This is a genomic window from Methylobacterium sp. Leaf108 (assembly GCF_001423265.1).
In the GTDB taxonomy this organism is placed as follows: Bacteria; Pseudomonadota; Alphaproteobacteria; order Rhizobiales; family Beijerinckiaceae; genus Methylobacterium.
In genome coordinates, this window is the sequence record NZ_LMND01000012.1 from 309,202 (window position 1) to 332,750 (window position 23,549).

The window sequence follows — 23,549 nt, forward strand, 5'->3', positions numbered from 1 at the left end:
CGCATGAGACCGCCGGAAAGGCCACGCGCCTCGTTCTTACGGCCGGGTGCCTTCTGGCAGTCGATGCATCCTTCGCGGGCGCGACGGACACCCGCCGCCCTCCCATCGCCATCGTCGGCGACGCCATTCCCGCCCCCCTCACCGACACCCCCGGCGACCCCGCGCGCGGCCGCGCGATCGTCGCCGACCGCACCCGGGGGCTGTGCCTGCTGTGCCACGCCGGGCCGATCCCGGAGGAACGGTTCCAGGGCGACCTCGGCCCCGACCTGTCGGGCGCCGGCAGCCGCCACACGGCGGGGCAGCTTCGCCTGCGCCTGGTCGACGGCCGGGCCTTGAACCCGGACACGATCATGCCTTCCTATCACCGGGTCGACCCGAGTCCGCGCGTCGGGGCGGCCTGGCGCGGCAAGCCGGTGCTGGAGGCCCAGGAGATCGAAGACGTGGTCGCCTACCTCGCCACGCTGCGCGACGACACCAGGGAAGGACCCGCCCGATGACGCCCTCCGCCGGAACCCGGAACCGCCGCGACCTCCTCGCCGCCGGGGCGGCGGCCGTCCTGGCCATCACGGTGCGGCCCGTCGCGGCGGCCTCCCCGGTGCGCACCGAGAGCACGGCCGAGGCGATCCGCCGGTTCGCCGGGGAGGCGGCGATCACGCCGGGGCGGATCCACCTCGACCTGCCCCCGCTCGTGGAGAACGGCAACGCCGTGACCATCACGGTGACCGTCGACAGCCCGATGACCGCCGACGACCACGTCCGTCGCATCGCGGTGTTCAACGACAAGAACCCGCAGCCCAACGTGGTCACGGTGCATCTCGGGCCGGCGTCCGGCCGCGCGGCGGTGACCACCCGCATCCGGCTGGCCGACACCCAGCGCATCACCGCCATCGCCGAGACCAGCGACGGGCGCTACTGGTCCACCAGCGCCGACGCGATCGTCACGCTGGCCGCCTGCCTGGAGGGCTGAGCCGATGGCCCGCACCCTGATCAACGTGCCGAAATCCGCCAAGGCCGGCGAGGTCGTCACCATCAAGACGCTGATCTCGCACCCCATGGAGACGGGCTTCCGCCCCGGCGCCGACGGCCGCATCATGGCCCGCGACATCATCACGGATTTCGCCTGCCACTACGACGGGCGCGAGGTGTTTCGCGCAGAGCTGTTTCCGGCCACCGCCGCCAACCCCTATCTCACCTTCACCCTGGTGGCGCAGGCGACCGGCCCGCTCACCTTCACCTGGCGCGGCGACAACGGGTTTTCGCAGACCGAGACCGCGACGCTGACCGTGACGTGAGACGGCTCGCTGCCGCCGCCCTCGGCGCCTTCGCCTCGCTCGCGGCCGTGGCGGACGAGATCCCGCAGGCCGAGCGCCGCTCGGGCTTCGACGCCATGAGCGCCGAGACCCGCGCAATGCAGGTCGACGACACGGCCAACCCCGGCCTGCTCTGGGTGCAGGACGGCGCCGATCTCTGGACCAGGGCGCCCGCCTCCGGCCGGCCCGCCTGCGCCGGCTGCCACGGCGAGGCCGCGACCCTGCGCGGCGTCGCCGCCCGCTATCCGGCCTTCGACGAAGCGAGCGGCGCTGCGATCGACCTGCAGGGCCGGATCAACCATTGCCGGCGCGAGCACCAGGGAGACCCCCCCTACGGTCACGAGAGCCGCGAGCTGCTGGCGCTCTCCGCCTACCTCGGGTTCCAATCGCGCGGCCTTCCCATCGCACCGCCGCGCGACCCTCGCCTCGATCCGGCGCGGGCACAGGGCGCGGCGCTGTTCCGGGAACGGATCGGCCAGCTCGGCCTGTCCTGCGCCGCCTGCCACGACGACAACCACGGCCGGCGCCTGGGTGCGGCGACGATTCCGCAGGGCCATCCCACCGGCTACCCGCTCTACCGGCTCGAATGGCAGGGCCTCGGCTCGGTGCAGCGGCGCCTGCGCAACTGCATGACGGGGATGCGGGCGGAGCCCTTCGCCTACGGATCGGCAGAGTTCGTCGCCCTCGAACGCTACCTGATGGACCGGGCAGCCCCCCTGCCCATCGAGACGCCCGCCGTCAGGCCGTGACGGGCTCGCCGATTGCGGCATCGAGGCAGGCGACGATCGCGTCGAGCATCGCGGTGTCCTCCCCGGCCATGGCGTCCATGGCGGTCATGCGGCGCAGCACCGTGGCGGCGATCGCCTCCTCCACCGTGTCCTCGGCGAAGGCGTAGACGATGGTCGCCGCCTCGCCGTCGCGGTGGCAGCGGCCCTCGATTTGCGCGAGCTGGATGGCGCTATGGCGCAAGTCGTGGACGACGAGGCTGCGCGGTCGCTCGCCGCCGGGCATCTCGTTGCGGTGGAGCGAGATCGACTCGGTCACCGTGAACACCACCACGTCGAGATTGCCGGTCTGGAAGGCGGTGCGCGTCGCCTCGTTGACCTCGGAGGACCGGGTGCCGTCGATGGCCCCGGCCCGCCAGCCCCGCGCCGCGAAAACCTCGCACAGCGCCGTGCGGGTCTCGAGGAAGGCCACCGAGACCGCCACCTGCTGGCCGTCCTCCAGCAACAGCTCGGCGAAATCGGCGGTGCCCGAGACCCGCAGCAGGCTCGCCTTCTGCCGGAAGCGCAGGTCCGCCGCCCAGCCGACCGGCCGGCGGGTGCTGCCGCCGGCTAAGCCCCATTCGCGGCGGAACTCGCGCCAGGTGGCGTCGTAGAGCCGGCGCTCGTCGCGTCCGAGCGCCGTGGCGGCGAGTTCGCGTTGCACCTCCGGCCAGCCGGCGATGTCGCCGGGCCGCCGCCGCAGGCCGATGGCGTCGGGCCCGGCATAGAGGAGACCGGCCATCACGGCGCAATCGTGGGCGTTGGCCTGCCACGACCAGTTCACCCAGCGCCCCTTGGCCCGCCCGATCGCCAGGTGCTGCATCAGGGCACGGAATTCGGCCAGCGTCCCGGCCGGCCGGCCGGCCGCTTCGCCCAGCAGGCGGCCGAGGTAGGACAATTCGTGCGGCGCCTGCCCCGCCGTGGCGCTCATGTAGATGGTGAAGGCGGCAGCCTCCGCGATCTGGCGGCAGACCAGGCTCTGCTGGGCTTGAGGGTTGCGCAGGCGGTGGCTCTCGTCGAACACCACCAGCGGCCAGGACCGCTTGAGGGCGCCGTGCTTGGCCAGGGCGTTGTTCTTCGCCCGCGTCGAGCGACGGACGACGGCGGCCGAGGGCGCCATCAGCGACTTGGTGCGCTCGTAGTTGATCAGCGTCACCGTCTTGGCGGCCAGGCCCGAGCGGGCGATGGTGTGGCGCCACTGCGGCATCGCCCCCTTCGGACAGACGATCAGCACTTCCGCCTCGGGCATCGATGCCAGCGTACTCCAGACCGAGAGCGTCTTGCCGAGCCCGGTCATGTCGCCGAGCAGGAAGCCGCTGCGCCCGGCGGCCCGCGCGCCCAGGATCGCGTCCCGGGCCGCGACCTGATGGGGGCGAGGCGTCAGCATGGTGAGGGCGGCGGGCGTATGGTCGATGGAGGCCATGGGACGGGCCGGCTTATGGCACGGATCGCCGGAGCGGGCCTCGCCCCTGGCGCCGGGAGCCATCAAACTTTAAAACCGGTTCCATCTGACCGGGCAGGATATCCGACCCGACGCTCTCGCTCCTCAGGTCTGGGATCGGATCATCCCGATGAAACCGGTCCGATTCCCCGGCCTCCCGCCTCGCACCCGACCGGACAACGCGACGTGACCATCGACCTCTACAGCGATACCCAGACGCGGCCGACGCCCGGCATGCGCGAGGCCATGGCCCGCGCGGTGGTGGGCGACGAGCAGTCCAACGACGATCCCACCACCCTGGCGCTGTGCGAACGGGTGGCCACGATGCTCGGCCAGGAGGCCGGCGTGTTCATGCCCTCCGGCACGATGTGCAACCTCGCCGCCATCCTGGTGCAGACCCGGGCCGGCGACGAGATCATCGTCGACGACCAGTCCCACATCTACAACACCGAAGCCGCCGGGGCGGCGGCCATCGGCGGCGTCTCGGTGGCGCCGCTCGCGACCCCGGCCGGCCTCTATTCCGTGGCGGCGTTCGAGGCGGCGATCCGGCCGCCGGCCCGCACGGCGCCGCGCTCGGCGCTGGTGTCGATCGAACAGACCACGAGCTTCAGCGGCGGCTCGATCTGGGCGCTCGACGACATGCGCCGCATCCGCGACATCGCCCATGCCCGCGGCCTCAAGGCGCATATCGACGGCGCCCGCCTCCTCAACGCCGTCATGGCCACGGGGATTTCGGCCGCCGACTACGCGCGCGGGTTCGACAGCGTCTGGATCGACCTCAGCAAGGGGCTGGGCTGCCCGGTCGGTGCGGTCCTGTGCGGCACGAACGACTTCGTGGTGGAGGCTTGGCGCTGGAAGTACCGGCTCGGGGGCGCGATGCGCCAGTCGGGCGTGCTGGCGGCGGCCGGGCTCTACGCCCTCGACCACCACCTCGACCAGCTCGCCACCGACAACGCCCACATCCGACTCGTGCACGGGGTCGTGGCCGACGCGCCGGGCCTGAGCTTCGAGCCCACCGCCGGCCAGTCCAACATCCTGTGCTTCTCGGTGCGCGGGCTCGGCGTGACGGCGGCGGATTTCGCCCGCGCCTGCCTCGCCCACGACGTCCGGGTGCGGGCGATCGGCGGGCATCAGATCCGCGTCACCACCCATCTCGACGTGAGCCGCGCGCAGGTGGAGCGGGCCGCGGCGGTCATCCGGGCCGAGGCTGACCGCCTCTTCGAGGAGAGGCAGTCGTCATGAGCGAACGCGAAACGTCCGTCGTCACGAGCGAGCGCGAGACGCCTGTCGCTGCGAGCGGGCGGGCGGATGTCGTGGTGGTGGGTCTCGGCGCGATGGGCAGCGCCGCCCTCTACCAGCTCGCCAGGAGCGGCGCGCGGGTGATCGGCCTCGACCGGTTCGCCCCGCCCCACGCCAATGGGTCGAGCCACGGCGAGAGCCGCATCACCCGCCAGTCGGTGGGCGAGGGCCGCGACTACGTCCCCCTCGTCCTGGCCTCGCACCGGATCTGGCGCGAGCTCGAGGCCGAGACCGGCGAGGACCTGCTCAACGCCTGCGGCGTGGTGGTGATGGCCCCGGCCGGCGGCGCCTCGCACCACGGCAAGCGGGATTTCGTGGCCACCTCCATCGCCGGCGCCGAGGCCTTCGGCATCCCGCACGAGGTGCTGTCGGGGGTGGAGGTCGGGGCGCGGTTTCCCCAGTTCCTCGGCCTGAAGGGCGACGAAAAGGCCTATTACGAGCCCGGCGGCGGCTATGTCCGGCCCGAGCGCTGCATCGCCGCCCAACTGGCACGCGCCGGCGAACTCGGGGCCGAGATCCGCACCGGCACCGAGGTGCTGGCGATCGCCCAGGACGCCGAGGGCGTCGTCGTCACCACCACCGGCGGCACGGTGCGGGCGGCCCAGGCGGTGGTCTCGGCCGGCGCCTGGACGGCTCCCCTGCTCGGCCGGCCGTTCGACCGCCTGCTCAAGGTCAACCGGCAGCTGCTGCACTGGTATGCCCTCGACGACACGAGCGCCTACGGCGCCGATGCGCCGGTCTTCATCTGGATGCACGGCGCCACCGACACGGACTACCTCTACGGCTTCCCCCCGATGCCGGGCGACCCCAGGCTGAAGGTGGCCACGGAGCAATACGACGGCTGGACCACCGCCGACGCCCTCGACCGCGTGGTCAGGCCCGAGGAATCCGCCGCGATGTACGAGCGCCATGTCGCGGGGCGGCTGGCGGGCGCGACCCCGCGGGTGGTCCAGGCGGCGGCCTGCCTCTACACCGTCACCCCCGACCGCGGCTTCATCATCGACCGCCATCCCGTCCATGACCGGGTCCTGGTGGTGGCCGCCTGCTCGGGCCACGGCTTCAAGCATTCCGCCGGCATCGGCGAGGCGGTCGCCCAGGTGATGACGACGGGCCGCAGCACCGTGGACCTGGCCCCGTTCTCGCTGTCGCGGTTCACCTGAGCCGTCGCGCGTGCCTCAGGCCGTGGGCGCATCGTCCTCGGCTTGCGCCAGCCCGTCCTGCAGCGACCGGATGATGGTGCGCATCTCAGGCACCATGGCGATCGCCTTGGCGACGCGGTGGGCCTCCCCGCGCGTCATCGCGCCGGTGCCGGCATCGTCGTCGAAATAGGTCCAGGCGATGCGGCCGCCCTCGGCGTCCTCGACGCAGAATGCCCCCGGCCCCTCCACCACGGTCCAGGGGCTGGGAAAGCTGCGGGCGGTCATGGGCGTCTCCCGGGCATGGGGGTTCACAGGCCCTCGATCTGGGCCAGGAGCGAGTCGGAGATCGTGACGCCCTCGGTGGCGGCGCGGGCACGGGCGGCGACGCGGCGGGCGCCGGGCAGGCGGGCCCCGTCCTGATCCGTGATCGAGCGCGCGAGCCAGGCGAACCGCTCGGTGGCGTCGCCGGCAAAAGCGGTGGCGTCGAACGCCACGATGAGCTGGCCGGTGCCGGGCGGGTCGCCTTGCGCATCCAGGAAGGACGAAGCCTCACCGGCGAAGCGCGCGCCGGTGAGCCCGGCGGCCAGGAGTTCGACCATGAGCGCCAGGGCGGTGCCCTTGGCGTCGCCCAGCGGCACCATGGTACCGGCGAGCGCGGCCGCCGCATCGGTGGTGGGCTCGCCGTTCGCGTCGAAGGCCCAGCCCTCCGGGATCGCCTCGCCGCGCTGGTGGGCGGCGATGATGTTGCCGCGCGCCACCTTCGACAGCGACAGGTCGACGACCACGGGATCGAGGCCCGGCAGCGGGCAGGAGAAGGCGACGGGATTGGTGCCGAAGACCGGGCGCGACCCGCCCCAGGGCGCCATCGAGGCGGGCGCGTTCGCGAACAGGATGGCGACGAGGCCGCGCTCGGCCAGGGCCTCCACCGGGCGTCCCGCCGCGCCGCAATGGTGCGAGCGGCGGATGGCGGCGGCGGCCACGCCCTGCGACCGGGCGATCTCGGGAAGCAGGTCCACCGCGACGTCGAGGGCGGGATAGGCGAAGCCGTGGGCGGCATCGACCGCCAGCAACCCCGGGCGCGGGCGCGCCGTCGTCACCTCGGCGTGCCCCACCACCTTGCCGGCCTTCACCTGCTCGCCGTAGGCGAGGAGGCGCATCAGGCCGTGGGTCCTGAGGCCGTCGGCCTCCGCGCCGACGAGGGCCGCGGCGGTGCTGGCCGCCGCGCTCGGCGCCGTGCCGCAACGGACGAGCGTCTCGACGGCGAGGGTCCGGGCGGCATCGAGGCTGAGGATCGGCATGCCCCATCCCTATGGCGGGCCCTTCGCGAAGTCACCCTCCATCGGGCGTCCATACAAGCCGGCGCCGGTCAGCGGTCGCACCCGATGCAGATGTCGCGCACGACGCGAGGCGGGCGCGGCGGCCCGGTGCGCTGGTTGGGCAGCGACGTATCCGGGACGAGCAGGCTGGGACGCGGCGGCGGCTCGGGCCAGGCGCGCGGGGGCGGCGCCGCATCGACGTGGCCGGGCGGCGTCAACGCCATGTTCTGCGACAGCGCCGGGCCGGCGTGGACCGAGGCGGCGACGAGAGCGAACGCGAGGTGGAGGCGGATGGTCATGGCGGTCCCCGAACCCGAGGCGGGCTCCTGCCGCAAAACCGGTGCCCCCGTTTGCGAACCCTGCCGTGAGGATGCCGCGGCGGGGGCCTTCGGTTCCCCCCGACCGACGCCACGCACCGCGACTGCGGATTCTCCCGCCGCACGGGAGTGGCTATGATCGGGCGGAGGCCGGCCCACCGCCGGCCGGGAGGGGAGCCGTCGCACCATGGTTCGTTTGGCAATCGCAGGGCTGGCCCTGTGCGTAGGGACCGGGTCGGCGCGGGCGGATTTTCCCTGCGACGAACTCTGGGGCGAGCGCAACGCCGCCTACAAGGACGCGGGCTACTGCTTCAAGACGCCCAAGGCGATCCGCGCCTTCGGCAACGCCGGGTGCCGCTACGACGAGATCGGCGACGTGCCGCTGTCCAGCCGCGTCCGCGCCAAGATCGCCGAGATCCAGCGCCAGGAACGCCTCAACGGCTGCGCGCCCTGACGCCCTTCCGGCCGGAGCGACTGCGACCGTCCGGAAGCCCGGCGGGGCGGAACACACCCTCGCCGGGTCACCTTGACGTTGGCGTGTCGCCGCTACCCGCGGCGCTTTCCGCCCTTCGAACACAGGCCGACCATGATCATGCAAGGACGATGCGCCCTCATCACCGGGGCCGATTCGGGAATCGGACAGGCCACCGCCGAGGTCTTCGCCCGCGAGGGCGCCGACGTGGCGATCACCTACAACACCGATGCCGAGGGCGCCCGCGAGACGGCGCGCCGGGTCGAGGCGGCCGGGCGGCGCTGCCTGGTGATCCGCAACGACGTGTCGGACCCGGCCTCGGTGGAGGCCACCTTCGCCCAGGTGGCGGCGGACCTCGGCGTCCTCGACATCCTCGTCAACAACGCCGGCCAGGCCATGAACGGCATGCCGGTGGCCGAGATGGACGACGACACGCTGGAGCGCATCCTGCGCGTGAACCTGATGGCGCCGGTCTATTGCGCGCGGGCCTTCATCAAGGTGCGGCGCGCCAACGGCGGCGGCGGTAAGATCCTGCTGGTGTCCTCGGTGGCCCAGCACCTGCCGACCCCCGAGAGCGCCCCCTACGGCATGTCGAAGGCCGGTGTCGGCTCGCTGTGCCGCAGCCTGTCGCGGGAGCTCGCCGAGGACAGGATCAACGTCAACATCGTCGCCCCCGGCCTGATCCAGACCCCGATGACCAGCGACCGCTTCGAGAACCCGGAGAAGCTCGCGCAATCCCTCGAGCGGATCCCGTGGCATCGCGCCGGCCAGCCCGACGAGATCGCCAAGGCCATCCTCTATTTGTGCTCCGAGGCCGCCGACTACGTCACCGGGCACACCCTGGTGGTCGATGGCGGACTGACCATGCAATGGGGCGGCGCTTGAGGCACCGGCGGCGGGGCGGGTCTGCGGGGAGACCGTCGATTCGCCCCGCCGGGGTTTCCAACCGGGCGCGGCGTCCCACTTAATCGCCTCATGCTCAACGACCGCCGTCTCGCCGACCACCGCCTCTCGACCACGGCGTTCCCCCATCCCGGCCAGCGCAAGATCCTGAGTTGGAACCTGCTGCGGCGGGTCGGCGCCAACGTCGCCGGCATCGCCACCCTGATCGAGCGTGAACAGCCCGACCTCGTGCTGATGCAGGAGGCCACCCGCGACATCGACGGCCTCAAGGCCCGGCTCGGCGGCGACTATGCCTGGGCGCAGCTGCCGGGCCGCATCCACGGCCTGGCGATCTGGAGCCGGACGCCCTTCGTGACGCGGCCGGAGGTCGTCGCCCTGCCGTCCGGCGCTTTGATCGACCGGGTCTGCCAGGTGCTCGACCTCGGCGACTTCGGGGTCGCCAACGTGCATCTGTCCCACGGGCAGGTCCTCAACCGGCGCCAGCTGCGCCGCATCGCCCTGAGCCTGCCCGAGCGCGCCGCGGTCATCGGCGACTTCAACCTGGTGGGGCCGCCGCTGCTGCCGGGCTTCACCGATGCCGGCCCGCGCCGGCCGACCCACGCCATGGGCCGGGTGGTTCCCCTGCGCCTCGACCGCTGCCTCGTGCGCGGGCTGGTCTGCCAGGGCGGGGCGGTGCTGCCACGCGGGGCCTCGGACCATCGGCCCATCGTCGTCCACCTCGCTCCGGCACCGCAGCCGCGCGAGGAGCGGGCGCGCGGCAAAAACCCGATCGATCGCTTCGCGATGCGGATCTCGGCCTCGCTGAAGCGCCGCGCGGGGTTGTGATCCGGCTCCAGCCCGGGCGGATCGACGATCAGAGATACGGCAGCCAGAGGCGGGCGCTGGCGTCACGCAGGCGGATCGGCAGGGATCGGCGCGCCAGATCCTCGCGGGTGAGGAGGGCACCGGTCTTCTCGTCCATGACGGCGCCGAGCCAGCGGGCGAGGTCGGCGTCGTAGATCTCGACGTTGAGTTCGAAGTTGAGGCGGAAGCTGCGCATGTCCCAATTGGCGCTGCCGACGAAACACCAGACCTCGTCCACCACCAGGATCTTCGAGTGGTCGAAGGGCGGCGTATCGAGCCAGATGCGCACCCCCGCCGCCAGCAGGGGATCGACATGCGCCCGCGTCGCCCAGTCGACGAGGCGGTGGTCGCTGGTTTCGGGAACGATCACGTCCACGGCGATGCCGCGGCCGGCGGCGAGCGCGAGGGCGCTCGACAGCACTTCGCTCGGTAGGAAATAGGGCGTCGCGAGCCGGATGCTGCGCCGGGCGCAGGCCACCGCCTGCAGCACCACGAGTTCGATCTTGCGCAGGTCGGCATCGGGGCCGGAGGTGACCACGCGGGCCGAGGTCGGGCCGCCGGCCGAAGGCGGTGCGAACCAGACCGGACCGTCGAGGTCTTCGCCGTCGGCCAATGCCCAGTCGCTGGCGAAGGCCGCCGCGAGCTGCTCCACCACCGGCCCGACGAGGCGGAAGTGGGTGTCGCGCATCGGGTCGGACGGTCGGGCGGAAAGACAGTTCGCGTCGGCGATGTTGATGCCGCCGGTGAAGGCGATCTCGCCGTCGACGATCATCAGCTTCTTGTGGCTGCGCAGGTTGAGGAAGGGCATCCGCCACGGCAGCGCCGAGTGCATGAACCGCGCGACCGGCACGCCGGCCCGGCGCAGGCGCCGATGGATGCCCGAGATCAGGTAGCCGCTGCCGATGCCGTCGATCAGGACGCGGACCTCGACGCCCCTGGCCTTCGCCCCGGCCAGGGCGGCGACGAAGGTGCGCCCGATCCGATCGTCGCGCATGATGTAGCTCGACAGGACCACCGACCGCCGCGCCGCGCCGATCGCCGCCAGCATCATGGGATAAGCCTCGTCCCCGTGGCGCAGGGGCGTCACCGCGTTGCCCGGCGACAGGGGAAGCTGGGTGATCGTCCCCACCACCCGGTCGAGGGGTGCGAGAACGGCGGTGGCCGCGACCTCGGCCGTGGCTTGCCCCCCCTCCCGGCCCTGTCCCGGGGACGACGGCTTGACGCGCAGGCGCCTGGCCCGGCGCGTCACGCGGTTGACGCCGAACAGGATGTAGAGGCTGCCGCCCAGGAACGGCGACAGCCAGGCGAGGCCGATCCAGCCGATCGCCGCCCCGACCTCGCGCTTGCGCAGGAGCACGTGCACCGTGACGGCCACGGCGAGGCAGATCCCCGCCACGGACAGGATGTCGGTACGGATCGCGGCCGTCTGGCCGATCCACCGCAGCATCACCTCTTCCACCGCCGCTCCCCGTCCGCGGATCCTTCGACCGGGCCGGCCGCGTCCCGCCCCCATGTGCGACGTGGGATACGTGAAGCCATGCCACGGACCAACCGCCCCCTCGGCGAGGGGTGCGACGCCATCGCGATGCCGGACCGACGCACCGATCGTGGTCGGCCCGGTTGCGGCGGGCGCCGCGGGCGTCCACTCTGGCGGCCATGACCGAGACCCTCACCGTCGCCGCCCTGCGCGACCTCAACCTGATCTCCGAGGACGAGGTGAATGCGGCCGTCGCCGCCTTCATGGCGAACCCGATGGCGCCGCCGTTCGTGTTCCGGGAAGGCTACCGTCTGCACCTCGCCAAGGCGGTGCGGCGTCATCCGGGCGCCAACGACATCGTCAACAACGGGAGGGCCGGCCCACAGATGCGGCTCCCCTTCGTGCGGGCCGCCATCCTCGAGGCGCGGCCGCTTCGGGAATAGGGGCAACCCACCGGCCGGGACGAAGGCACCATGGCATCCATCTTCGACGCACACAACCTGGCGGTCGTCGCCCACGCCGGCCAGATCGACAAGGGCGGCCAGCCCTACATCCGGCACCTCGAACGGGTGGCCAACGCCGCCGTCGGACGGGCCGGGCACGCGCGGGCGGTGGACCACCTCGACATCGACCCGATGGTCGTGATGCAGGCGGCCATCCTCCACGACGTGATCGAGGACACGGCGACCACCACGACCGACCTGCGCGTGCGCGGCTTCGCCGACGCCGTGATCGCGAAGGTGGTGCTGCTCACCAAGCCGCCGGGCAAGCCCCCTTACGAAGAGGCGATCGACCGGATCGTCGAGAGCGGAAACCTTGGCGCGATCCTCATCAAGATGTCGGACACCGAGGACAACCTGAGTCCCGAGCGCACCCTGCCGGACGGCGAGGATCGCCGGACCCGCTACGCCATCGCCTTCGCCCGCCTGCGGGAGGCCGCGCGGGCTCTGGGCTACACCGGCGACTAGATCCGGCGACTAGATCCGGAATGGTCCACCCTTACGACGCGCCGCTTCCCTCACCGCGTCCCGGATCACCCGACGCGGGGATTCAGGCTCCCGGAACGTCGTCGCGTTTCCTTCAGGGACGACGGCCGAAGCCGGTGGTCACGGATCGCAAACCTGCCAGGCCTCGCAAGCAGCAAGCGTTTCTGTGGTGAGATGGCAAAAGGGCGGCTCACGGACCTGTGCGTGAGCCGCCCGACGATGGTTCGCGCGAAACGACTACTCGAGGCCGATCGCCACGAACCGCACGTCGCCGGTGGCGCTCGCCACGAGCAGGAGCACCGACTTGCGGCCCTCCTTCTTGATCTGGTCGACACGCTTGGTCACGTCGGCGGGGGTGGCGACGGCCTCCTGACCGACCTCGACGATGACCTCGCCGGGCTTGATCTGCTTGTCCGACGCGGCCGAGTTGGCGTCGACCTTGGTCACCACGACGCCCTTGAGGGTGTCCTTGATGCTGTAGCGGCGGCGAAGCTCGTCGGTGATACCCGAGACGCTGAGGCCCAGGACCTGCCGGGCGACGCTCTCGACCTCGGGCTGGCGGACGTTGGCGAGCTGGGGCTTCTCGTTGTCCTCGAGCCGGCCGAGGGTGACGGACTTGGTCGCCTCCTGACCCTTGCGGACGACCAGGACCTCGACGGTCTTGCCCACCGGCGTCGCCGCCACGATGCGCGGCAGGTCGGCGGAGGACTGGACGACGGTGCCGTTGAAGCGGGTGATCACGTCGCCGACCTCGAGACCCGAGGACTTGGCCGGACCCTTCTCGTCGATGCCGGCGATGAGGGCACCCTTGGCGCCTCCCTTGAGGCCGAGTGCATCGGCAGTCACGTCGTCGACGTTCTGGATGCGCACGCCGAGCCAGCCGCGGCGGACCTCACCGAAGTCGCGCAGCTGCTGGATCACCGGGCCGGCGGTGCCCGAGGGGACGGCAAAGCCGATGCCCACGGAGCCGCCGGTGGGCGACAGGATGGCGGTGTTGATGCCGATGACTTCGCCGTTCATGTTGAACAGCGGCCCGCCGGAGTTGCCCTTGTTGATGGCCGCGTCCGTCTGCAGGTAGTTGTCGTAGGGGCCGGACTCGATGTTACGGCCGCGCGCCGAGACGATGCCGGCCGAGACCGAACCGCCGAGGCCGAACGGGTTGCCGATGGCGATCACCCAGTCGCCGGGGCGCATCTTGTCGGAATCGCCGAACGGCACCGCCTTGAGCGGCTTGTCGGCTTCCGGCTTCACCCGCAGCACGGCCAGGTCGAGTTTCGGATCCTTGCCGATGATCTCGGCCTTCAGCTTGGAGCCGTTGTGCAGGATCACCTGGATGTCGTTGGCATCGCCGATGACGTGGTTGTTGGTGATCACGATGCCCGAGGCGTCGATGATGAAGCCCGAGCCCAGGGAGTTCGACTTGCGCTGCTGGCGGGGCGTGCTGTTCTCGCCTTCGCTGCGGTCACCACCGCCGCGCTGGCCGCGCTTGTTGAAGAAGTCCTCGAACAGATCCTCGAACGGCGTGCCCGGCGGCAACTGCGGCAGGGTGCGGCTGGTGGGCGGGCGCGCCTCGACCGTCGTGGAGGCCGAGATGTTGACGACCGCGTCGGTCACCTGCTCGGCGAGGTCGGCCAGGGATTCCGGGCCCTTGGCGAGGGCCGGAAACGGCAGGGCCGCCGCAGCGACCGAGGCGCCGATGACGGCACTGGCCAGCATGGCCCGGACACGGGGCATCTTCACGGCGCTCGCGACGGAAACCATGGATCGACCTCTCGAATGGCGGGGAGGGTGGTAGATCGTCCGGGGCGTGCGCCGATCAAGGGCATCGGATGCCGCTCGGGCGCTTGGCCGCATCGGCGGCCGGCTCGTGGAGAACGGAGCCGGCCGTAACTCGTCTTACCGAGCCGTCGATCCCGTGGCGCCGGGATCGCGGGCGGCCCGCGGCGCGGTGCCGGGTGCCCGGCCCTGCGGATCGCTGAAGTAGCGGAAGAAGTCCGAGTTCGGGCTGATGACGAGGCGGGTGTCGGACCCCTTCAGGCCGGCCTCGTAGGCCTGCATCGACCGGTAGAAGCTGAAGAAGTCGGCGTCCTTGCCGTAGGCCTCGGCCAGGATCCGGTTCTTGTCGCCGTCGCCCTGACCGCGCAGGGTCTCGGAGGATTGGTTGGCCTCCGACAGCAGCACCGTGACGTCGCGGTCGGCCTTCGCCTTGATCGACACCGCCATCTGCTCGCCGTTGGCGCGGATGTCGGCCGCCTCGCGCTTCCGCTCGGTCTTCATCCGCTCGTAGACCGCCGTCGAGTTGGCCGCGGGAAGATCGACCCGGGTCATGCGCAGATCGACGATCTGGACGCCGAGATCCTTGGCCTGGCGGTTCACGTCCTCCTGGATCTCGTTCATCAGCGCCGCGCGGCCGGTCCGCACGATGGCGTCGCGGGTCGAACGGGCCAGGACGTTACGCAGGGCCGAGTTCACGAAGCTGGCGAGCAGCGTGTTGGCGCGGGGGATGTTGTTGGCCGACTGGTAGAACCGCAGCGGATCGATGATGCGGTAGCGGGCGAAGGCGTCGACCTCCAGGTTCTGGCGATCGGCGGTCAAGAGCGTCTGCACCGGCAGGTCGAGGTCGAGCACGCGCTTGTCGAAGAAGACCACGTTCTCGAAGAACGGCACCTTGAAATACAGGCCCGGCTTGTCGATGCCGGTCTGGTTGAGGGCGGCGCGGACGCTACCGAACCGCAGGACGAGGGCCTGCTGCATCTGGCCGACGGTGAAGACCGAGGCGTAGAGCGCCACGGCGACGGCGGCGGCGACGATGGCCGCGCCCGTGCGAATGACCTGGCCGTTCATCGTGCGACTCCCCCCGCCGTCGAGCCGGGGCTCTGGCGCCCGAATTCCGTCAAGGGCAGCACCGGCAGCACGCCGGCCGCGGCTGCGCCGCCGGCGACGCCGGCCCCGCCCTGGTCGATGATGACCTTGTTCACCGAGCCGAGCACGCGCTCCATCGTCTCGAGGAAGATGCGCTCGCGGCTGATGACCGGCGCGGTCTTGTAGGATTCGTAGACCTGCTGGAATCGGGCGGCCTGACCGGTCGCCTCGGCGGTCGCCTGGGTCTTGTAGGCTTCGGCCGCCTGGACGATCTGCGACGCGCGACCGCGGGCCTGGGGCACCACACTGCTGGCGTAGGTGCGGGCCTCGTTCTGCACGCGCTCGGCGTCCTGCTGGGCGGCGTTCACGTCGATGAACGACGGGCGGACCTCGGGCGGCGGGTTCACGCTCACGAGCTGCACGACGACGATCGAAACGCCGGCACCGTATTCGTCGAGGGCCTTCTGGGTCATCTCTTTGACCTCCTGGGCGACGCTCGACTGCTCGTTGGTGAGGATCGGCTGGATGTTGCGACGCCCGATCACCTCGCGCATCGAACTCTCGGCCAACGCCTTGATGGTGCCCTCGGGGTTGGCGAGGTTGAACACGTAGTCGGACGCCTTGAGCGCGTTCACGCGCCACTGCACTTCGAAGTCGAGGTCGACGATGTTCTCGTCGCCGGTCAGCATCAGGCTTTCCTCGGGCACGTCGCGGCCGCGGCTCTGGGCGCTCACCCCGGCACGGTAGCCGATGGCGACGGTGTTGATCTGGCCGACGTTGGGCTTCTCGACGCCGCCGATCGGATAAGGAAAGTTGTAATGGAGGCCGTCGCCGGTCGTGGTGGTGTAGCGGCCGAAGATCGTCTCGATGCCGACCTGCTGCGGCTCGACCTTGTAGATACCGGTGGCGAGCCAGGCGACGACGGCGAGGCCGGCCGCCACGAGCACGCCGCGCCCGCCGCCCATGGAGCCGCCGGGCATCACACCGCGCAGGCGATCCTGGCCGCGCCGCAGGAGATCCTCGAGATCGGGGGGCGTCTTACCGCCACCGCCGCCACCGCCGCCGCCCCAGGGGCCACCGCCATTGCCGCCGCCGCCGCGCCCCCAGGGCCCTCCCCCGTTGCCGCCACCGCCGCCGCTCTGATTGCTCCAAGGCATGCTGGCCGATCTCTCCTACTCAAGCACCATCCCGCTCGAGGCGGGCCGAACCGGTGACGGTAAGCACTGCGTGCGGCCGCTCCGTCCTGTCAAGGCTCGGAAGTGGGCATCGCCGGGGGCAAAGGCAACCGGCCGGGCCGGTTCTGCGCAATGGGTCGCGGGGCCGGATGACAGGGTCACGCCACACGTATCAGGTCGACGAAGGCGAAGGGGTGGTCGTCGTGCTCGGCCGCCGGGTGCGCCTCGCGCCCGACCTCGCGGAAGGCCGAGCGGTCGAAGGCCGGGAACACCGTGTCGCCGTCCGGCGCCGCCTCGACCTCGGTGAGGTGGATCGCGTCCGCCTGCGGCAGGGCCAGCGCGTAGATCTCGGCCCCGCCGGCCACCATCAGCTCGCCGCCCTCCGCAGCCGCCAGGGCCGCCTCCCACCCGTGGACGACCTCGACGCCCTCGGCGGCAAAGCCGGGGTCGCGGGTGAGGACGAGGGTGCGGCGGCCCGGTAGCGGCCGGCCGATCGACAGGAAGGTCTTGCGCCCCATCAGCAGCGGCTTGCCCATGGTGAGCGCCTTGAAACGCCGCAGGTCGCTGCGCAGCCGCCAGATCAGCTGATTGTCGCGGCCGATGACGCCGTTGCCGGCGACGGCGGCGACGACGACGATACGGGGACGGCTCGGTGTCATGGCGGCCCTTTCCTCAGACCGCGATCGGCGCGCGGATCGCGGCATGCGGCACGTAATCGCGGATCGCGATGTCCTCGAACCGGAAGGCGAACAGGTCGGTCACCGAAGGGTCGAGGTGGAGGCGCGGCAGGGGGCGCGGCTCGCGGGTGAGCTGGAGCCGGGCCTGGTCCTCGTGGTTGCGATAGAGGTGCGCGTCGCCCAGCGTATGGACGAAGTCGCCCGGCTCCAGCCCGGTGACCTGCGCTATCATCGCGGTGAGCAGGGCGTAGGAGGCGATGTTGAACGGCACGCCGAGGAAGACGTCGGCCGAGCGCTGGTAGAGCTGGCAGGAGAGGCGCCCCTTCGCCACGTAGAACTGGAACAGGCAGTGGCAGGGCGCCAGCGCCATCCGGTCGAGGTCGGCCGGGTTCCAGGCCGAGACCACGAGGCGGCGGGAGTCGGGGTTGCGGCGGATCTCGGCCAGCACCCAGGCGATCTGGTCGATGGCGCCGCCGTCGGGCGTCGCCCAGGAGCGCCACTGCCGGCCGTAGACCGGGCCAAGGTCGCCGTGCTCGTCCGCCCACTCGTCCCAGATCGTGACGCCGTTGGCCTGGAGCGAGCGCACGTTGGTGTCGCCGGAGAGGAACCACAGCAATTCGTGGACGATCGAGCGCAGGTGGAGCTGCTTCGTCGTGACCAGGGGAAACCCTTGCGCGAGGTCGAACCGCATCTGGTGCCCGAACACGGAGAGGGTGCCGGTGCCGGTGCGGTCGTCCTTGTCGACCCCGGAGTCGAGGATGCGCGCGAGGAGCTGGTGGTAGGGGATCATGGCGGGCCTCGTTTCGGCCCGTTGCGATAGCGCGAAAGGCGGCGCGAGACCATCAGGTCGCGCTCGGCCACAGCACGTAGACGAGGACGGCGAGGTTGCTCCAGGCGTGCAGGGCGATGCAGGGCCAGAGCCGGCCGGTGCGCCAGCGCAGCCAGCCGAGCATCAGGGCCAGGGGCAGGAGCGACACCGGCCGCGCCCAGCCCGCCTGCGACACATGCGCGACGGCAAACAGCAGGCCGGTCGCCAGGATCGCCGCCGCGGGTCCCAGGAAGGCCCGCGCCCTGGCGAAGATCTCGCCGCGCATGAGCAGCTCCTCGGCCAGCGGCGCCAGCAGCGTCGCATAGGCGAGCCAGGCCGCCGCGGCGATCAGCGGCATGCCGGGGGCCAGGGACACGTGCCGGCCGAAGGAGGTGGAGAACATCTCGGCGGTGGCGGTGACCCACAGGATGTGGACCACCGGCCAGGCCAGGAGGATGACGAGGAGGCGCGAGGCGGGAAGACCCGTCGCTCGAGGTAGGTCCGGCTCTCCTCGAAGGCCGGGCTCCTCGGCCCGCGCCAGGGCCAGCGTCCGGCGCCAGCCGTCCCGGTCCCGCCACCACACCGCCCCCACGACGAGGGCCGCGAGCAGCGCCTGCCGGAGGAGGTCGAGGGCGATCTCGCGCATCGCCAGCTGCCGGGGCGGCAGGCGCGGTCGCCGGTCCGGCGACAGGAACGGGTCGATCCCCGCCAGCAGGTCGGCGCCGACGCGCACCACCACGACGGCGAGCAGGCTCGCCGCGGCGAGGTAGAGGAGCGCCCGCAGGGCGAGCCCGGCCAGACCGAGGATCACGCCCCCGAACGATGCGACCTCGCGCCGCTGCGGGACGTCGGGCGGGCCTGGTGCCTGCGCGTTTCGGGCAACAGCCGCATCATCGGGCATGATCGTGCGAGGATCGGGCTTCAAAACCGGCCGGACTCCCTCTATGTTACCTCTGCCGGTCGCAAGACCGGCTATGGCGATAAACGGTCTTCGAAATAAACCTATCGGACCCGGGGGCGGTACCCGGCGCCTCCACCAAGACCCAGGGCCTTTGGACGCAACGTCCGCAAAAGGGCGGGTTGCCTGGGTTTCGGCGGGGGCGAAATAGGATCGACGAGGGCGTAAAGGTAGAGCTTTCGCTCGGCATGGTTCCGCCGTTATCGGGCCTCTGCAATAGTTGCCAATGACAACTTTGCTCCGGTGGCGGTGGCTGCGTAAGCGGTCCCCAATACCAAACCAAAGTCCTACCGGTTAGCATCGGATAGGCGGGGTTCGGAGGCACCTGGCAACAGAAGCCTCCACTTTAGAATTCTGAGCGACCCGGTGCGCCCGACAGCGCGGAACGACCGGCGGGCACCGGCAGGGCGACCGAAGATGGCAGACGATCTCATCCGCTACGATCTTCTGGTGCAGGATGCGTTGCGCGGGGTGGTCCGAAAGGTGCTGACCGATGCGGCGCGCGAAGGCCTGTCGGGCGAGCATCACTTCTACGTGTCGTTCCGGACGGAAGCGCCGGGCGTGCGGATGTCGCAGCGCCTGCGCGAGAAGTACCCGCAGGACATGACCATCGTCCTCCAGCACCAGTTCTGGGACCTCGGCGTCACCGAGCACACCTTCGAGGTCGGGCTGTCGTTCTCCGGCGTGCCCGAGCGGTTGCTGGTGCCGTTCGAGGCCCTGACGGGGTTCTTCGACCCCTCGGTGCAGTTCGGCCTGAAGTTCGACCTCAACGACGGCGTCGAGGAGAGCGCAGAGGCGGACGAGGCCCAGGGGATGGTCCAGAAGGGCGCCCCGCGTGGAGCCGCTTCGGAGCCCACCGAGATCAAGCCGCGGATCACCGGCCAGGGCAACACTCCGGGCCAGGGCGGCCTGACGACGATCGGCGGGGCTCCCAAGCTCCTGCCGGCCGCCGCCCAGAACGCCGAGGCGCCCAAGGAGGCGTCCAAGGCCGCCAGACCCCTCCTCAAGAAGTCGGACGCGAGCGGCGACACCCCTCCCGCGCCCCCGGCGGAAGGCAGCGCCGAGGTCGTGAGCCTCGACGCGTTCCGCAAGAAGAGCTGAGGCAAGAAGAGCTGACGGAAGGCAGGGGCCTTCCGAGGCCCTTTCCTACCGGCGCGCCGCCACGCCCATGCGCAGGCCGCTTTCCGGCCTCAGGGTGACGCGGTGGAGCGGCACCACCGGCGGGTGATCCGCCGCCATCGCGAGCCGCACGGAGCGGACGATGTGGGCGAGCACCAGCGACGCCTCCTGCAGCGAAAAGCTCTGGCCGATGCACACGCGCGGCCCCGCCCCGAACGGCAGGTAGGCGAAACGCGGGATCGCGGCCCGGTTCTCGCCGAGGAACCGGTCCGGCACGAAGGCCTGCGGGTCGTCCCAGAGGGTGCGATGGCGATGGAGCACGTAGGGCGCCACCATCACCAGCGACCCGCGCGGGATCTTGATGCGGCCGATGCGATCCTCGGCGATGGCCTGGCGGCTCATGAAGGGCACCGGCGGGAACAGCCGCATCGTTTCCTCCAGCACCGCCTTGGTGAAGGGCAGGTCCGCCACGTCGAAGTCGCCTGTCTCCCCGGTCGCCGCATCGACCTCGGCTTCCAGCCGCCGCAGGCTCTCGGGATCCTGCGACAGGCAGTACAGGGCCCAGGTCAGGGCGTTGGCGGTGGTCTCGTGGCCGGCGGCGATGAAGGTGACGATGTTGGCCTTCACCTCGAGGTCGGTGAGGCCCTTGCCGGTCTCTGGGTCCTGCGCCCGAAGCAGCAGGGTCAGGAGGTCGGCGGGCGCGTCGCCGCCCGCGATCAGCGCCTTGCGCCGGGCGATCAGCTCGTCCACCACCTCCTCGAAATAGCGGATCGCGGGCTGCGCCCGGATGCGGCCGATGCGCGGCACGAACGCGGGAATTCGGAACACGTCGAGGGGGTCGATCGGCCCGACCGCTTCCAGGAAGCGGGTGATGGCGCGGCCGAGCGCATCGGGGTCGCTCGACAGGCCGCGGGTGAAGATCGTCCTCTCCAGGACGTCGAGGGTGACGCGGGTCATCTCCAGCGCCACGTCGATGGTGGTGCCGTCGCGCCGGGACAGGCGGCGGGCGATGCGAGCGCCCGCACCGTTCATCGCGACCGCGAAATCGACGACGTGGCGGGCGGAGAAGATCGGCGCCAGGGTGCGCCGCTGCAGGCGCCATTCCTCGCCCTCCGCCGTGAGGAGGCCGTTGCCCAGGCCCGGCGCCAGGACCCGGCGCTGGAGGTCGTCCTTGCGGTAGTTGGCGGCATTGTCGACGTAGAGGTAGCGGATCAGGGCAGGGTCGCTGACCACCGTCACCCGGCCGAGCGCCCCCTCCCCCGCCACCACCGGCCGGATGAAATGCTCCTCGAGCCAGGTGGTGATCGGGTTGGCCCGGGCCGCCTTGAGGAAGGCGAACAGGCCCGGCTGTTCGCGCAAGGGGCGCGGCACCACCGGCCGGAAGCGAAGGGCGGGATCGTCGCGAAGGTCGGTGCTGGCCGTCATCGTCGAGATCCTCAAATGGTCCGGCCACGCGCGTGACGGACAAAGGGCGACGGAAACGCGCCGATGTTGCGGCGCGGCGCCCTCGCGCCATCGCCCTGGCGCCCGCCACCCGGTAAGTAGGGTCCCACGATCCCCGACCGAAGAGGCCACGATGTCGCCGCAGGACACGCCCCAGGATATGCGTGAGGGCACACGCCAGGACACACACCAGGACACCTCCGCCACCCGCACCGAATCCGACACCTTCGGGCCTATCGCGGTGCCCGCCCATCGCTACTGGGGCGCGCAGACGCAGCGCTCGATCCAGAACTTCAAGATCGGCACCGAGCGGATGCCCGCGCCCCTCGTCCACGCGCTCGGCCTCGTCAAGCAGTCGGCCGCCCTGGTGAACCGGGATCTCGGCGGTCTCGCTCCGGAGGTGGCCGACGCCATCGCCGCATCGGCGGCCGAGGTGGTGGCCGGTGAGCACGACGACGAGTTCCCGCTGGTGGTGTGGCAGACGGGCTCGGGCACCCAGTCGAACATGAACGCCAACGAGGTGATCGCCAGCCTCGCCAACGAGCGGCTCGGGGGCAAGCGCGGCGGCAAGTCGCCGGTCCACCCCAACGACCACGTCAATCGCGGCCAGTCCTCCAACGACGTTTTTCCCACCGCGATGCACATCGCGGTCTCGCGCGAGATCAACGACCGCCTGCTGCCGGCCCTCACGCACCTGCACGACGCCCTCCAGGCGAAGTCCGAGGCGTTCTCCGCCATCGTCAAGATCGGCCGCACCCACCTGCAGGACGCGACACCCGTGTCGCTGGGCCAGGAGTTCTCCGGCTACGTGGCGCAGGTGGCGCTGGGCGCCGGGCGCGTGAAGGCGACGCTGCCGGGCGTGCTGGCCCTGGCCCAGGGCGGCACGGCGGTGGGCACCGGCCTCAACGCCCACCCGGAATTCGCCGACAAATTCGCGGCCCAGGTCGCCGAACTCACCGGCCTGCCCTTCACCTCGGCCGCCAACAAGTTCGAGGCCCTGGCCACCCACGACGCCCTGGTGTTCACGCAGGGCGCGCTCTGCGCACTGGCCGCCGGCCTGTTCAAGATCGCGCAGGACATCCGCCTTCTGGCCTCGGGTCCGCGCTCGGGCCTGGGCGAACTCTCGCTGCCCGAGAACGAGCCCGGCTCCTCGATCATGCCCGGCAAGGTCAACCCGACCCAGTGCGAGGCGCTGACCATGGTCTGCGCGCAGGTGATCGGCAACGGCACCACGGTGAGCTTTGCCGGCTCACAGGGCCATTTCGAGCTCAACGTGTTCAAGCCGGTGATCGCCAACGCGGTGCTGCAGTCGATCCGGCTCCTGGCCGACGCCGCCGTGAGCTTCACCGACAATTGCGTGGTCGGCATCAAGGCCAACGAGGACAGGATCGCGGACCTCATGAGCCGCTCGCTGATGCTGGTGACCGCGCTGGCCCCCTCGATCGGCTACGACAAGGCCGCCGAGATCGCCAAAACCGCGCACAAGAACGGCACCACCCTGAAGGAGGAGGCCCTGCGCCTGGGCTACGTCACGGCGGAAGAGTTCGAGCGCGTGGTGCGCCCCGAGACCATGCTGGCACCCGGCGCCGAGTGAACCATGGCCGAGATCATCAACCTGCTGGCCGCGCGCAAGGCCAAGGCGCGCGGCGAGAAGGAGGAGACGGCCAAGGACAACCGCATCCTCTTCGGCCGCCCGAAGAAGGCCAGGACCCTGGCGGAGGCCAAGAAGGCCATCGAGGTCTCCCGCCACGAGGGCCACAAGCTCGTGGGGCGGGACGAGGAGGGATGACGACCCCGTCTCCGGCCCTGTCGGTGGCGCGTTCCGGGTCGCGAGGATCGCCGGATGTGTGACGTCGATACCTTGCCACGAGGAAAAGACCCGCGACGAGGAGAGGACCCGCGACGGAGAAAGGACCCGCGACGAGGACATGAGACGTCCTCGCCATGAGCACCGGCATCACCAAACGCTCCGTGATGATCGCCGGCCATCGCACCAGCGTCTCGCTGGAGGACCCGTTCTGGGCCGCCCTGCGCGACATCGCCGGGGCGCGCCGGCGATCGGTCCAGGCCCTGATCGGCGAGATCGACGCCGTGCGCGGTGCACAGAACCTGTCCTCGGCGATCCGGGTTTTCGTCCTCGACGCCGTACGGGGGGATTGCTCAATCGGGCAACCATAGCCTCGCGACGGCACCGATGACCTGCTGGATCCGTCGCGACAAAGGCCCGAGACTGCAACCTT

Annotated in this window: 27 protein-coding genes and 1 other RNA gene; 16 read left to right on the forward strand and 12 right to left on the reverse strand. The window is 71.1% G+C overall.

What is annotated here, in order from left to right; all coding sequences use genetic code 11:
* Positions 1-104: 104 nt before the first annotated feature.
* From soxX to soxA, 4 genes are read left to right on the forward strand one after another with little or no spacing between them, the layout of a single operon-like run.
* The gene (soxX, locus tag ASF39_RS09660) at positions 105-497 is read left to right on the forward strand and encodes a sulfur oxidation c-type cytochrome SoxX (protein ID WP_244472357.1); all 393 of its coding nucleotides are present in this window, start codon (positions 105-107) and stop codon (positions 495-497) included.
* Complete coding sequence (locus ASF39_RS09665; protein WP_056283176.1) at positions 494-967, forward strand: SoxY-related AACIE arm protein; 474 nt, start codon at positions 494-496, stop codon at positions 965-967. The genes soxX and ASF39_RS09665 overlap by 4 nt, the downstream gene beginning before the upstream one ends.
* A 4-nt stretch (positions 968-971) precedes the next feature.
* Entirely contained in the window at positions 972-1,292 is a 321-nt protein-coding gene (soxZ, locus tag ASF39_RS09670) for a thiosulfate oxidation carrier complex protein SoxZ (RefSeq protein ID WP_055886703.1), read from the forward strand.
* On the forward strand, positions 1,289-2,059 hold the full coding sequence (gene soxA / locus ASF39_RS09675; RefSeq protein ID WP_056283179.1) for a sulfur oxidation c-type cytochrome SoxA: 771 nt from the start codon (positions 1,289-1,291) through the stop codon (positions 2,057-2,059). The genes soxZ and soxA overlap by 4 nt, the downstream gene beginning before the upstream one ends.
* Here the strand turns inward: soxA and ASF39_RS09680 are convergent.
* Positions 2,049-3,497, reverse strand: coding sequence for a DEAD/DEAH box helicase family protein (locus tag ASF39_RS09680; RefSeq protein WP_244472335.1), 1,449 nt, complete (start codon positions 3,495-3,497; stop codon positions 2,049-2,051). The two genes, soxA and ASF39_RS09680, sit on opposite strands and share 11 nt — an antisense overlap.
* 204 nt (positions 3,498-3,701) lie before the next feature.
* Between ASF39_RS09680 and ASF39_RS09685 the strand changes: the two genes are divergently transcribed.
* On the forward strand, positions 3,702-4,757 hold the full coding sequence (locus ASF39_RS09685) for a threonine aldolase family protein (RefSeq protein ID WP_280137203.1): 1,056 nt from the start codon (positions 3,702-3,704) through the stop codon (positions 4,755-4,757).
* Positions 4,754-5,974, forward strand: a complete 1,221-nt coding sequence (gene solA, locus ASF39_RS09690; protein WP_082494464.1) for an N-methyl-L-tryptophan oxidase — start codon at positions 4,754-4,756, stop codon at positions 5,972-5,974. Before ASF39_RS09685 ends, solA begins: the two co-directional genes overlap by 4 nt.
* 15 nt (positions 5,975-5,989) lie before the next feature.
* On the opposite strand, the gene ASF39_RS09695 is transcribed toward solA, so the two are convergent.
* From ASF39_RS09695 to ASF39_RS09705, 3 genes are all read right to left on the reverse strand, one after another.
* A complete protein-coding gene (locus ASF39_RS09695; RefSeq protein WP_056283551.1) occupies positions 5,990-6,238 on the reverse strand; it encodes a hypothetical protein in 249 nt (82 codons plus the stop codon).
* A gap of 23 nt (positions 6,239-6,261) precedes the next feature.
* Positions 6,262-7,251: an Ldh family oxidoreductase gene (locus ASF39_RS09700; RefSeq protein WP_056283183.1), complete on the reverse strand. Its 990-nt coding sequence runs from the start codon at positions 7,249-7,251 to the stop codon at positions 6,262-6,264.
* Between the two features lie 68 nt (positions 7,252-7,319).
* Positions 7,320-7,568: a hypothetical protein gene (locus tag ASF39_RS09705; protein WP_055886712.1), complete on the reverse strand. Its 249-nt coding sequence runs from the start codon at positions 7,566-7,568 to the stop codon at positions 7,320-7,322.
* A 205-nt stretch (positions 7,569-7,773) separates the two neighbouring features.
* Here ASF39_RS09705 and ASF39_RS09710 point away from each other — a divergent pair, with 205 nt between their 5' ends.
* The 3 genes from ASF39_RS09710 to ASF39_RS09720 all read left to right on the forward strand — a co-directional run bounded on the left by ASF39_RS09710 (position 7,774) and on the right by ASF39_RS09720 (position 9,786).
* Positions 7,774-8,040 carry a YARHG domain-containing protein gene (locus ASF39_RS09710; RefSeq protein ID WP_055886715.1) on the forward strand — a complete coding sequence of 89 codons (267 nt, stop codon included), beginning with the start codon at positions 7,774-7,776 and terminating at the stop codon, positions 8,038-8,040.
* A 132-nt stretch (positions 8,041-8,172) separates the two neighbouring features.
* Complete coding sequence (locus ASF39_RS09715) at positions 8,173-8,943, forward strand: glucose 1-dehydrogenase (RefSeq protein WP_056283186.1); 771 nt, start codon at positions 8,173-8,175, stop codon at positions 8,941-8,943.
* A 90-nt stretch (positions 8,944-9,033) separates the two neighbouring features.
* Entirely contained in the window at positions 9,034-9,786 is a 753-nt protein-coding gene (locus ASF39_RS09720) for an endonuclease/exonuclease/phosphatase family protein (protein ID WP_244472336.1), read from the forward strand.
* A 28-nt stretch (positions 9,787-9,814) separates the two neighbouring features.
* Here the strand turns inward: ASF39_RS09720 and ASF39_RS09725 are convergent, their stop codons facing one another.
* Positions 9,815-11,263, reverse strand: a complete 1,449-nt coding sequence (locus ASF39_RS09725; protein WP_056283188.1) for a phospholipase D-like domain-containing protein — start codon at positions 11,261-11,263, stop codon at positions 9,815-9,817.
* A 197-nt stretch (positions 11,264-11,460) separates the two neighbouring features.
* Here ASF39_RS09725 and ASF39_RS09730 point away from each other — a divergent pair, with 197 nt between their 5' ends.
* On the forward strand, positions 11,461-11,724 hold the full coding sequence (locus ASF39_RS09730; protein WP_055887378.1) for a hypothetical protein: 264 nt from the start codon (positions 11,461-11,463) through the stop codon (positions 11,722-11,724).
* 30 nt (positions 11,725-11,754) lie between these two features.
* Entirely contained in the window at positions 11,755-12,249 is a 495-nt protein-coding gene (locus ASF39_RS09735) for an HD domain-containing protein (protein WP_056283191.1), read from the forward strand.
* 255 nt (positions 12,250-12,504) lie between these two features.
* Here the strand turns inward: ASF39_RS09735 and ASF39_RS09740 are convergent, their stop codons facing one another.
* From ASF39_RS09740 to ASF39_RS09765, 6 genes are all read right to left on the reverse strand, one after another.
* Positions 12,505-14,028 carry a Do family serine endopeptidase gene (locus ASF39_RS09740; RefSeq protein WP_056283193.1) on the reverse strand — a complete coding sequence of 508 codons (1,524 nt, stop codon included), beginning with the start codon at positions 14,026-14,028 and terminating at the stop codon, positions 12,505-12,507.
* A gap of 135 nt (positions 14,029-14,163) precedes the next feature.
* Positions 14,164-15,111 (reverse strand): protease modulator HflC, encoded by a 948-nt coding sequence (locus tag ASF39_RS09745; protein WP_055886732.1) that lies wholly within the window; start codon positions 15,109-15,111, stop codon positions 14,164-14,166.
* Positions 15,108-16,286 (reverse strand): FtsH protease activity modulator HflK, encoded by a 1,179-nt coding sequence (hflK, locus tag ASF39_RS09750; protein WP_055886734.1) that lies wholly within the window; start codon positions 16,284-16,286, stop codon positions 15,108-15,110. The genes ASF39_RS09745 and hflK overlap by 4 nt, the downstream gene beginning before the upstream one ends.
* Before the next feature lie 176 nt (positions 16,287-16,462).
* On the reverse strand, positions 16,463-16,963 hold the full coding sequence (locus ASF39_RS09755; RefSeq protein WP_056283198.1) for a dihydrofolate reductase: 501 nt from the start codon (positions 16,961-16,963) through the stop codon (positions 16,463-16,465).
* A gap of 13 nt (positions 16,964-16,976) precedes the next feature.
* A complete protein-coding gene (locus tag ASF39_RS09760) occupies positions 16,977-17,771 on the reverse strand; it encodes a thymidylate synthase (protein WP_056283201.1) in 795 nt (264 codons plus the stop codon).
* A gap of 52 nt (positions 17,772-17,823) precedes the next feature.
* The gene (locus ASF39_RS09765) at positions 17,824-18,600 is read right to left on the reverse strand and encodes a CPBP family intramembrane glutamic endopeptidase (RefSeq protein ID WP_244472337.1); all 777 of its coding nucleotides are present in this window, start codon (positions 18,598-18,600) and stop codon (positions 17,824-17,826) included.
* Positions 18,601-18,705: 105 nt separating this feature from the next.
* On the opposite strand from ASF39_RS09765, the gene ssrA reads away from it, so the two are divergent.
* Together ssrA and ASF39_RS09770 are read left to right on the forward strand one after the other, a co-directional pair.
* Positions 18,706-19,093: a transfer-messenger RNA gene (gene ssrA, locus ASF39_RS20405) on the forward strand.
* Between the two features lie 71 nt (positions 19,094-19,164).
* A complete protein-coding gene (locus ASF39_RS09770) occupies positions 19,165-19,848 on the forward strand; it encodes an SspB family protein (protein WP_056283208.1) in 684 nt (227 codons plus the stop codon).
* 45 nt (positions 19,849-19,893) lie between these two features.
* Here ASF39_RS09770 and ASF39_RS09775 read toward each other — a convergent pair whose 3' ends face one another.
* On the reverse strand, positions 19,894-21,291 hold the full coding sequence (locus tag ASF39_RS09775; RefSeq protein ID WP_056283211.1) for a cytochrome P450: 1,398 nt from the start codon (positions 21,289-21,291) through the stop codon (positions 19,894-19,896).
* Between the two features lie 178 nt (positions 21,292-21,469).
* Here ASF39_RS09775 and fumC point away from each other — a divergent pair, with 178 nt between their 5' ends.
* The 3 genes from fumC to ASF39_RS09790 all read left to right on the forward strand — a co-directional run bounded on the left by fumC (position 21,470) and on the right by ASF39_RS09790 (position 23,487).
* Positions 21,470-22,903, forward strand: coding sequence for a class II fumarate hydratase (fumC, locus tag ASF39_RS09780; RefSeq protein ID WP_056283557.1), 1,434 nt, complete (start codon positions 21,470-21,472; stop codon positions 22,901-22,903).
* A 3-nt stretch (positions 22,904-22,906) separates the two neighbouring features.
* Positions 22,907-23,098, forward strand: coding sequence for a DUF4169 family protein (locus ASF39_RS09785; protein WP_056283214.1), 192 nt, complete (start codon positions 22,907-22,909; stop codon positions 23,096-23,098).
* Positions 23,099-23,253: 155 nt separating this feature from the next.
* On the forward strand, positions 23,254-23,487 hold the full coding sequence (locus tag ASF39_RS09790) for a ribbon-helix-helix domain-containing protein (RefSeq protein ID WP_055886757.1): 234 nt from the start codon (positions 23,254-23,256) through the stop codon (positions 23,485-23,487).
* Positions 23,488-23,549 lie beyond the last annotated feature (62 nt).

Bases quoted from the DNA above. Each gene is read 5' to 3' on its own strand.
- ASF39_RS09665 (WP_056283176.1), top strand. From the start codon at position 494: ATGACGCCCTCCGCCGGAACCCGGAACCGCCGCGACCTCCTCGCCGCC.
- soxZ (WP_055886703.1), top strand. From the start codon at position 972: ATGGCCCGCACCCTGATCAACGTGCCGAAATCCGCCAAGGCCGGCGAG.
- ASF39_RS09680 (WP_244472335.1), bottom strand. From the start codon at position 3,497: ATGGCCTCCATCGACCATACGCCCGCCGCCCTCACCATGCTGACGCCT.
- solA (WP_082494464.1), top strand. From the start codon at position 4,754: ATGAGCGAACGCGAAACGTCCGTCGTCACGAGCGAGCGCGAGACGCCT.
- ASF39_RS09695 (WP_056283551.1), bottom strand. From the start codon at position 6,238: ATGACCGCCCGCAGCTTTCCCAGCCCCTGGACCGTGGTGGAGGGGCCG.
- ASF39_RS09700 (WP_056283183.1), bottom strand. From the start codon at position 7,251: ATGCCGATCCTCAGCCTCGATGCCGCCCGGACCCTCGCCGTCGAGACG.
- ASF39_RS09705 (WP_055886712.1), bottom strand. From the start codon at position 7,568: ATGACCATCCGCCTCCACCTCGCGTTCGCTCTCGTCGCCGCCTCGGTC.
- ASF39_RS09710 (WP_055886715.1), top strand. From the start codon at position 7,774: ATGGTTCGTTTGGCAATCGCAGGGCTGGCCCTGTGCGTAGGGACCGGG.
- ASF39_RS09715 (WP_056283186.1), top strand. From the start codon at position 8,173: ATGATCATGCAAGGACGATGCGCCCTCATCACCGGGGCCGATTCGGGA.
- ASF39_RS09720 (WP_244472336.1), top strand. From the start codon at position 9,034: ATGCTCAACGACCGCCGTCTCGCCGACCACCGCCTCTCGACCACGGCG.
- ASF39_RS09730 (WP_055887378.1), top strand. From the start codon at position 11,461: ATGACCGAGACCCTCACCGTCGCCGCCCTGCGCGACCTCAACCTGATC.
- ASF39_RS09735 (WP_056283191.1), top strand. From the start codon at position 11,755: ATGGCATCCATCTTCGACGCACACAACCTGGCGGTCGTCGCCCACGCC.
- ASF39_RS09740 (WP_056283193.1), bottom strand. From the start codon at position 14,028: ATGGTTTCCGTCGCGAGCGCCGTGAAGATGCCCCGTGTCCGGGCCATG.
- ASF39_RS09745 (WP_055886732.1), bottom strand. From the start codon at position 15,111: ATGAACGGCCAGGTCATTCGCACGGGCGCGGCCATCGTCGCCGCCGCC.
- hflK (WP_055886734.1), bottom strand. From the start codon at position 16,286: ATGCCTTGGAGCAATCAGAGCGGCGGCGGTGGCGGCAACGGGGGAGGG.
- ASF39_RS09755 (WP_056283198.1), bottom strand. From the start codon at position 16,963: ATGACACCGAGCCGTCCCCGTATCGTCGTCGTCGCCGCCGTCGCCGGC.
- ASF39_RS09760 (WP_056283201.1), bottom strand. From the start codon at position 17,771: ATGATCCCCTACCACCAGCTCCTCGCGCGCATCCTCGACTCCGGGGTC.
- ASF39_RS09770 (WP_056283208.1), top strand. From the start codon at position 19,165: ATGGCAGACGATCTCATCCGCTACGATCTTCTGGTGCAGGATGCGTTG.
- ASF39_RS09775 (WP_056283211.1), bottom strand. From the start codon at position 21,291: ATGACGGCCAGCACCGACCTTCGCGACGATCCCGCCCTTCGCTTCCGG.
- fumC (WP_056283557.1), top strand. From the start codon at position 21,470: ATGCGTGAGGGCACACGCCAGGACACACACCAGGACACCTCCGCCACC.
- ASF39_RS09785 (WP_056283214.1), top strand. From the start codon at position 22,907: ATGGCCGAGATCATCAACCTGCTGGCCGCGCGCAAGGCCAAGGCGCGC.
- ASF39_RS09790 (WP_055886757.1), top strand. From the start codon at position 23,254: ATGAGCACCGGCATCACCAAACGCTCCGTGATGATCGCCGGCCATCGC.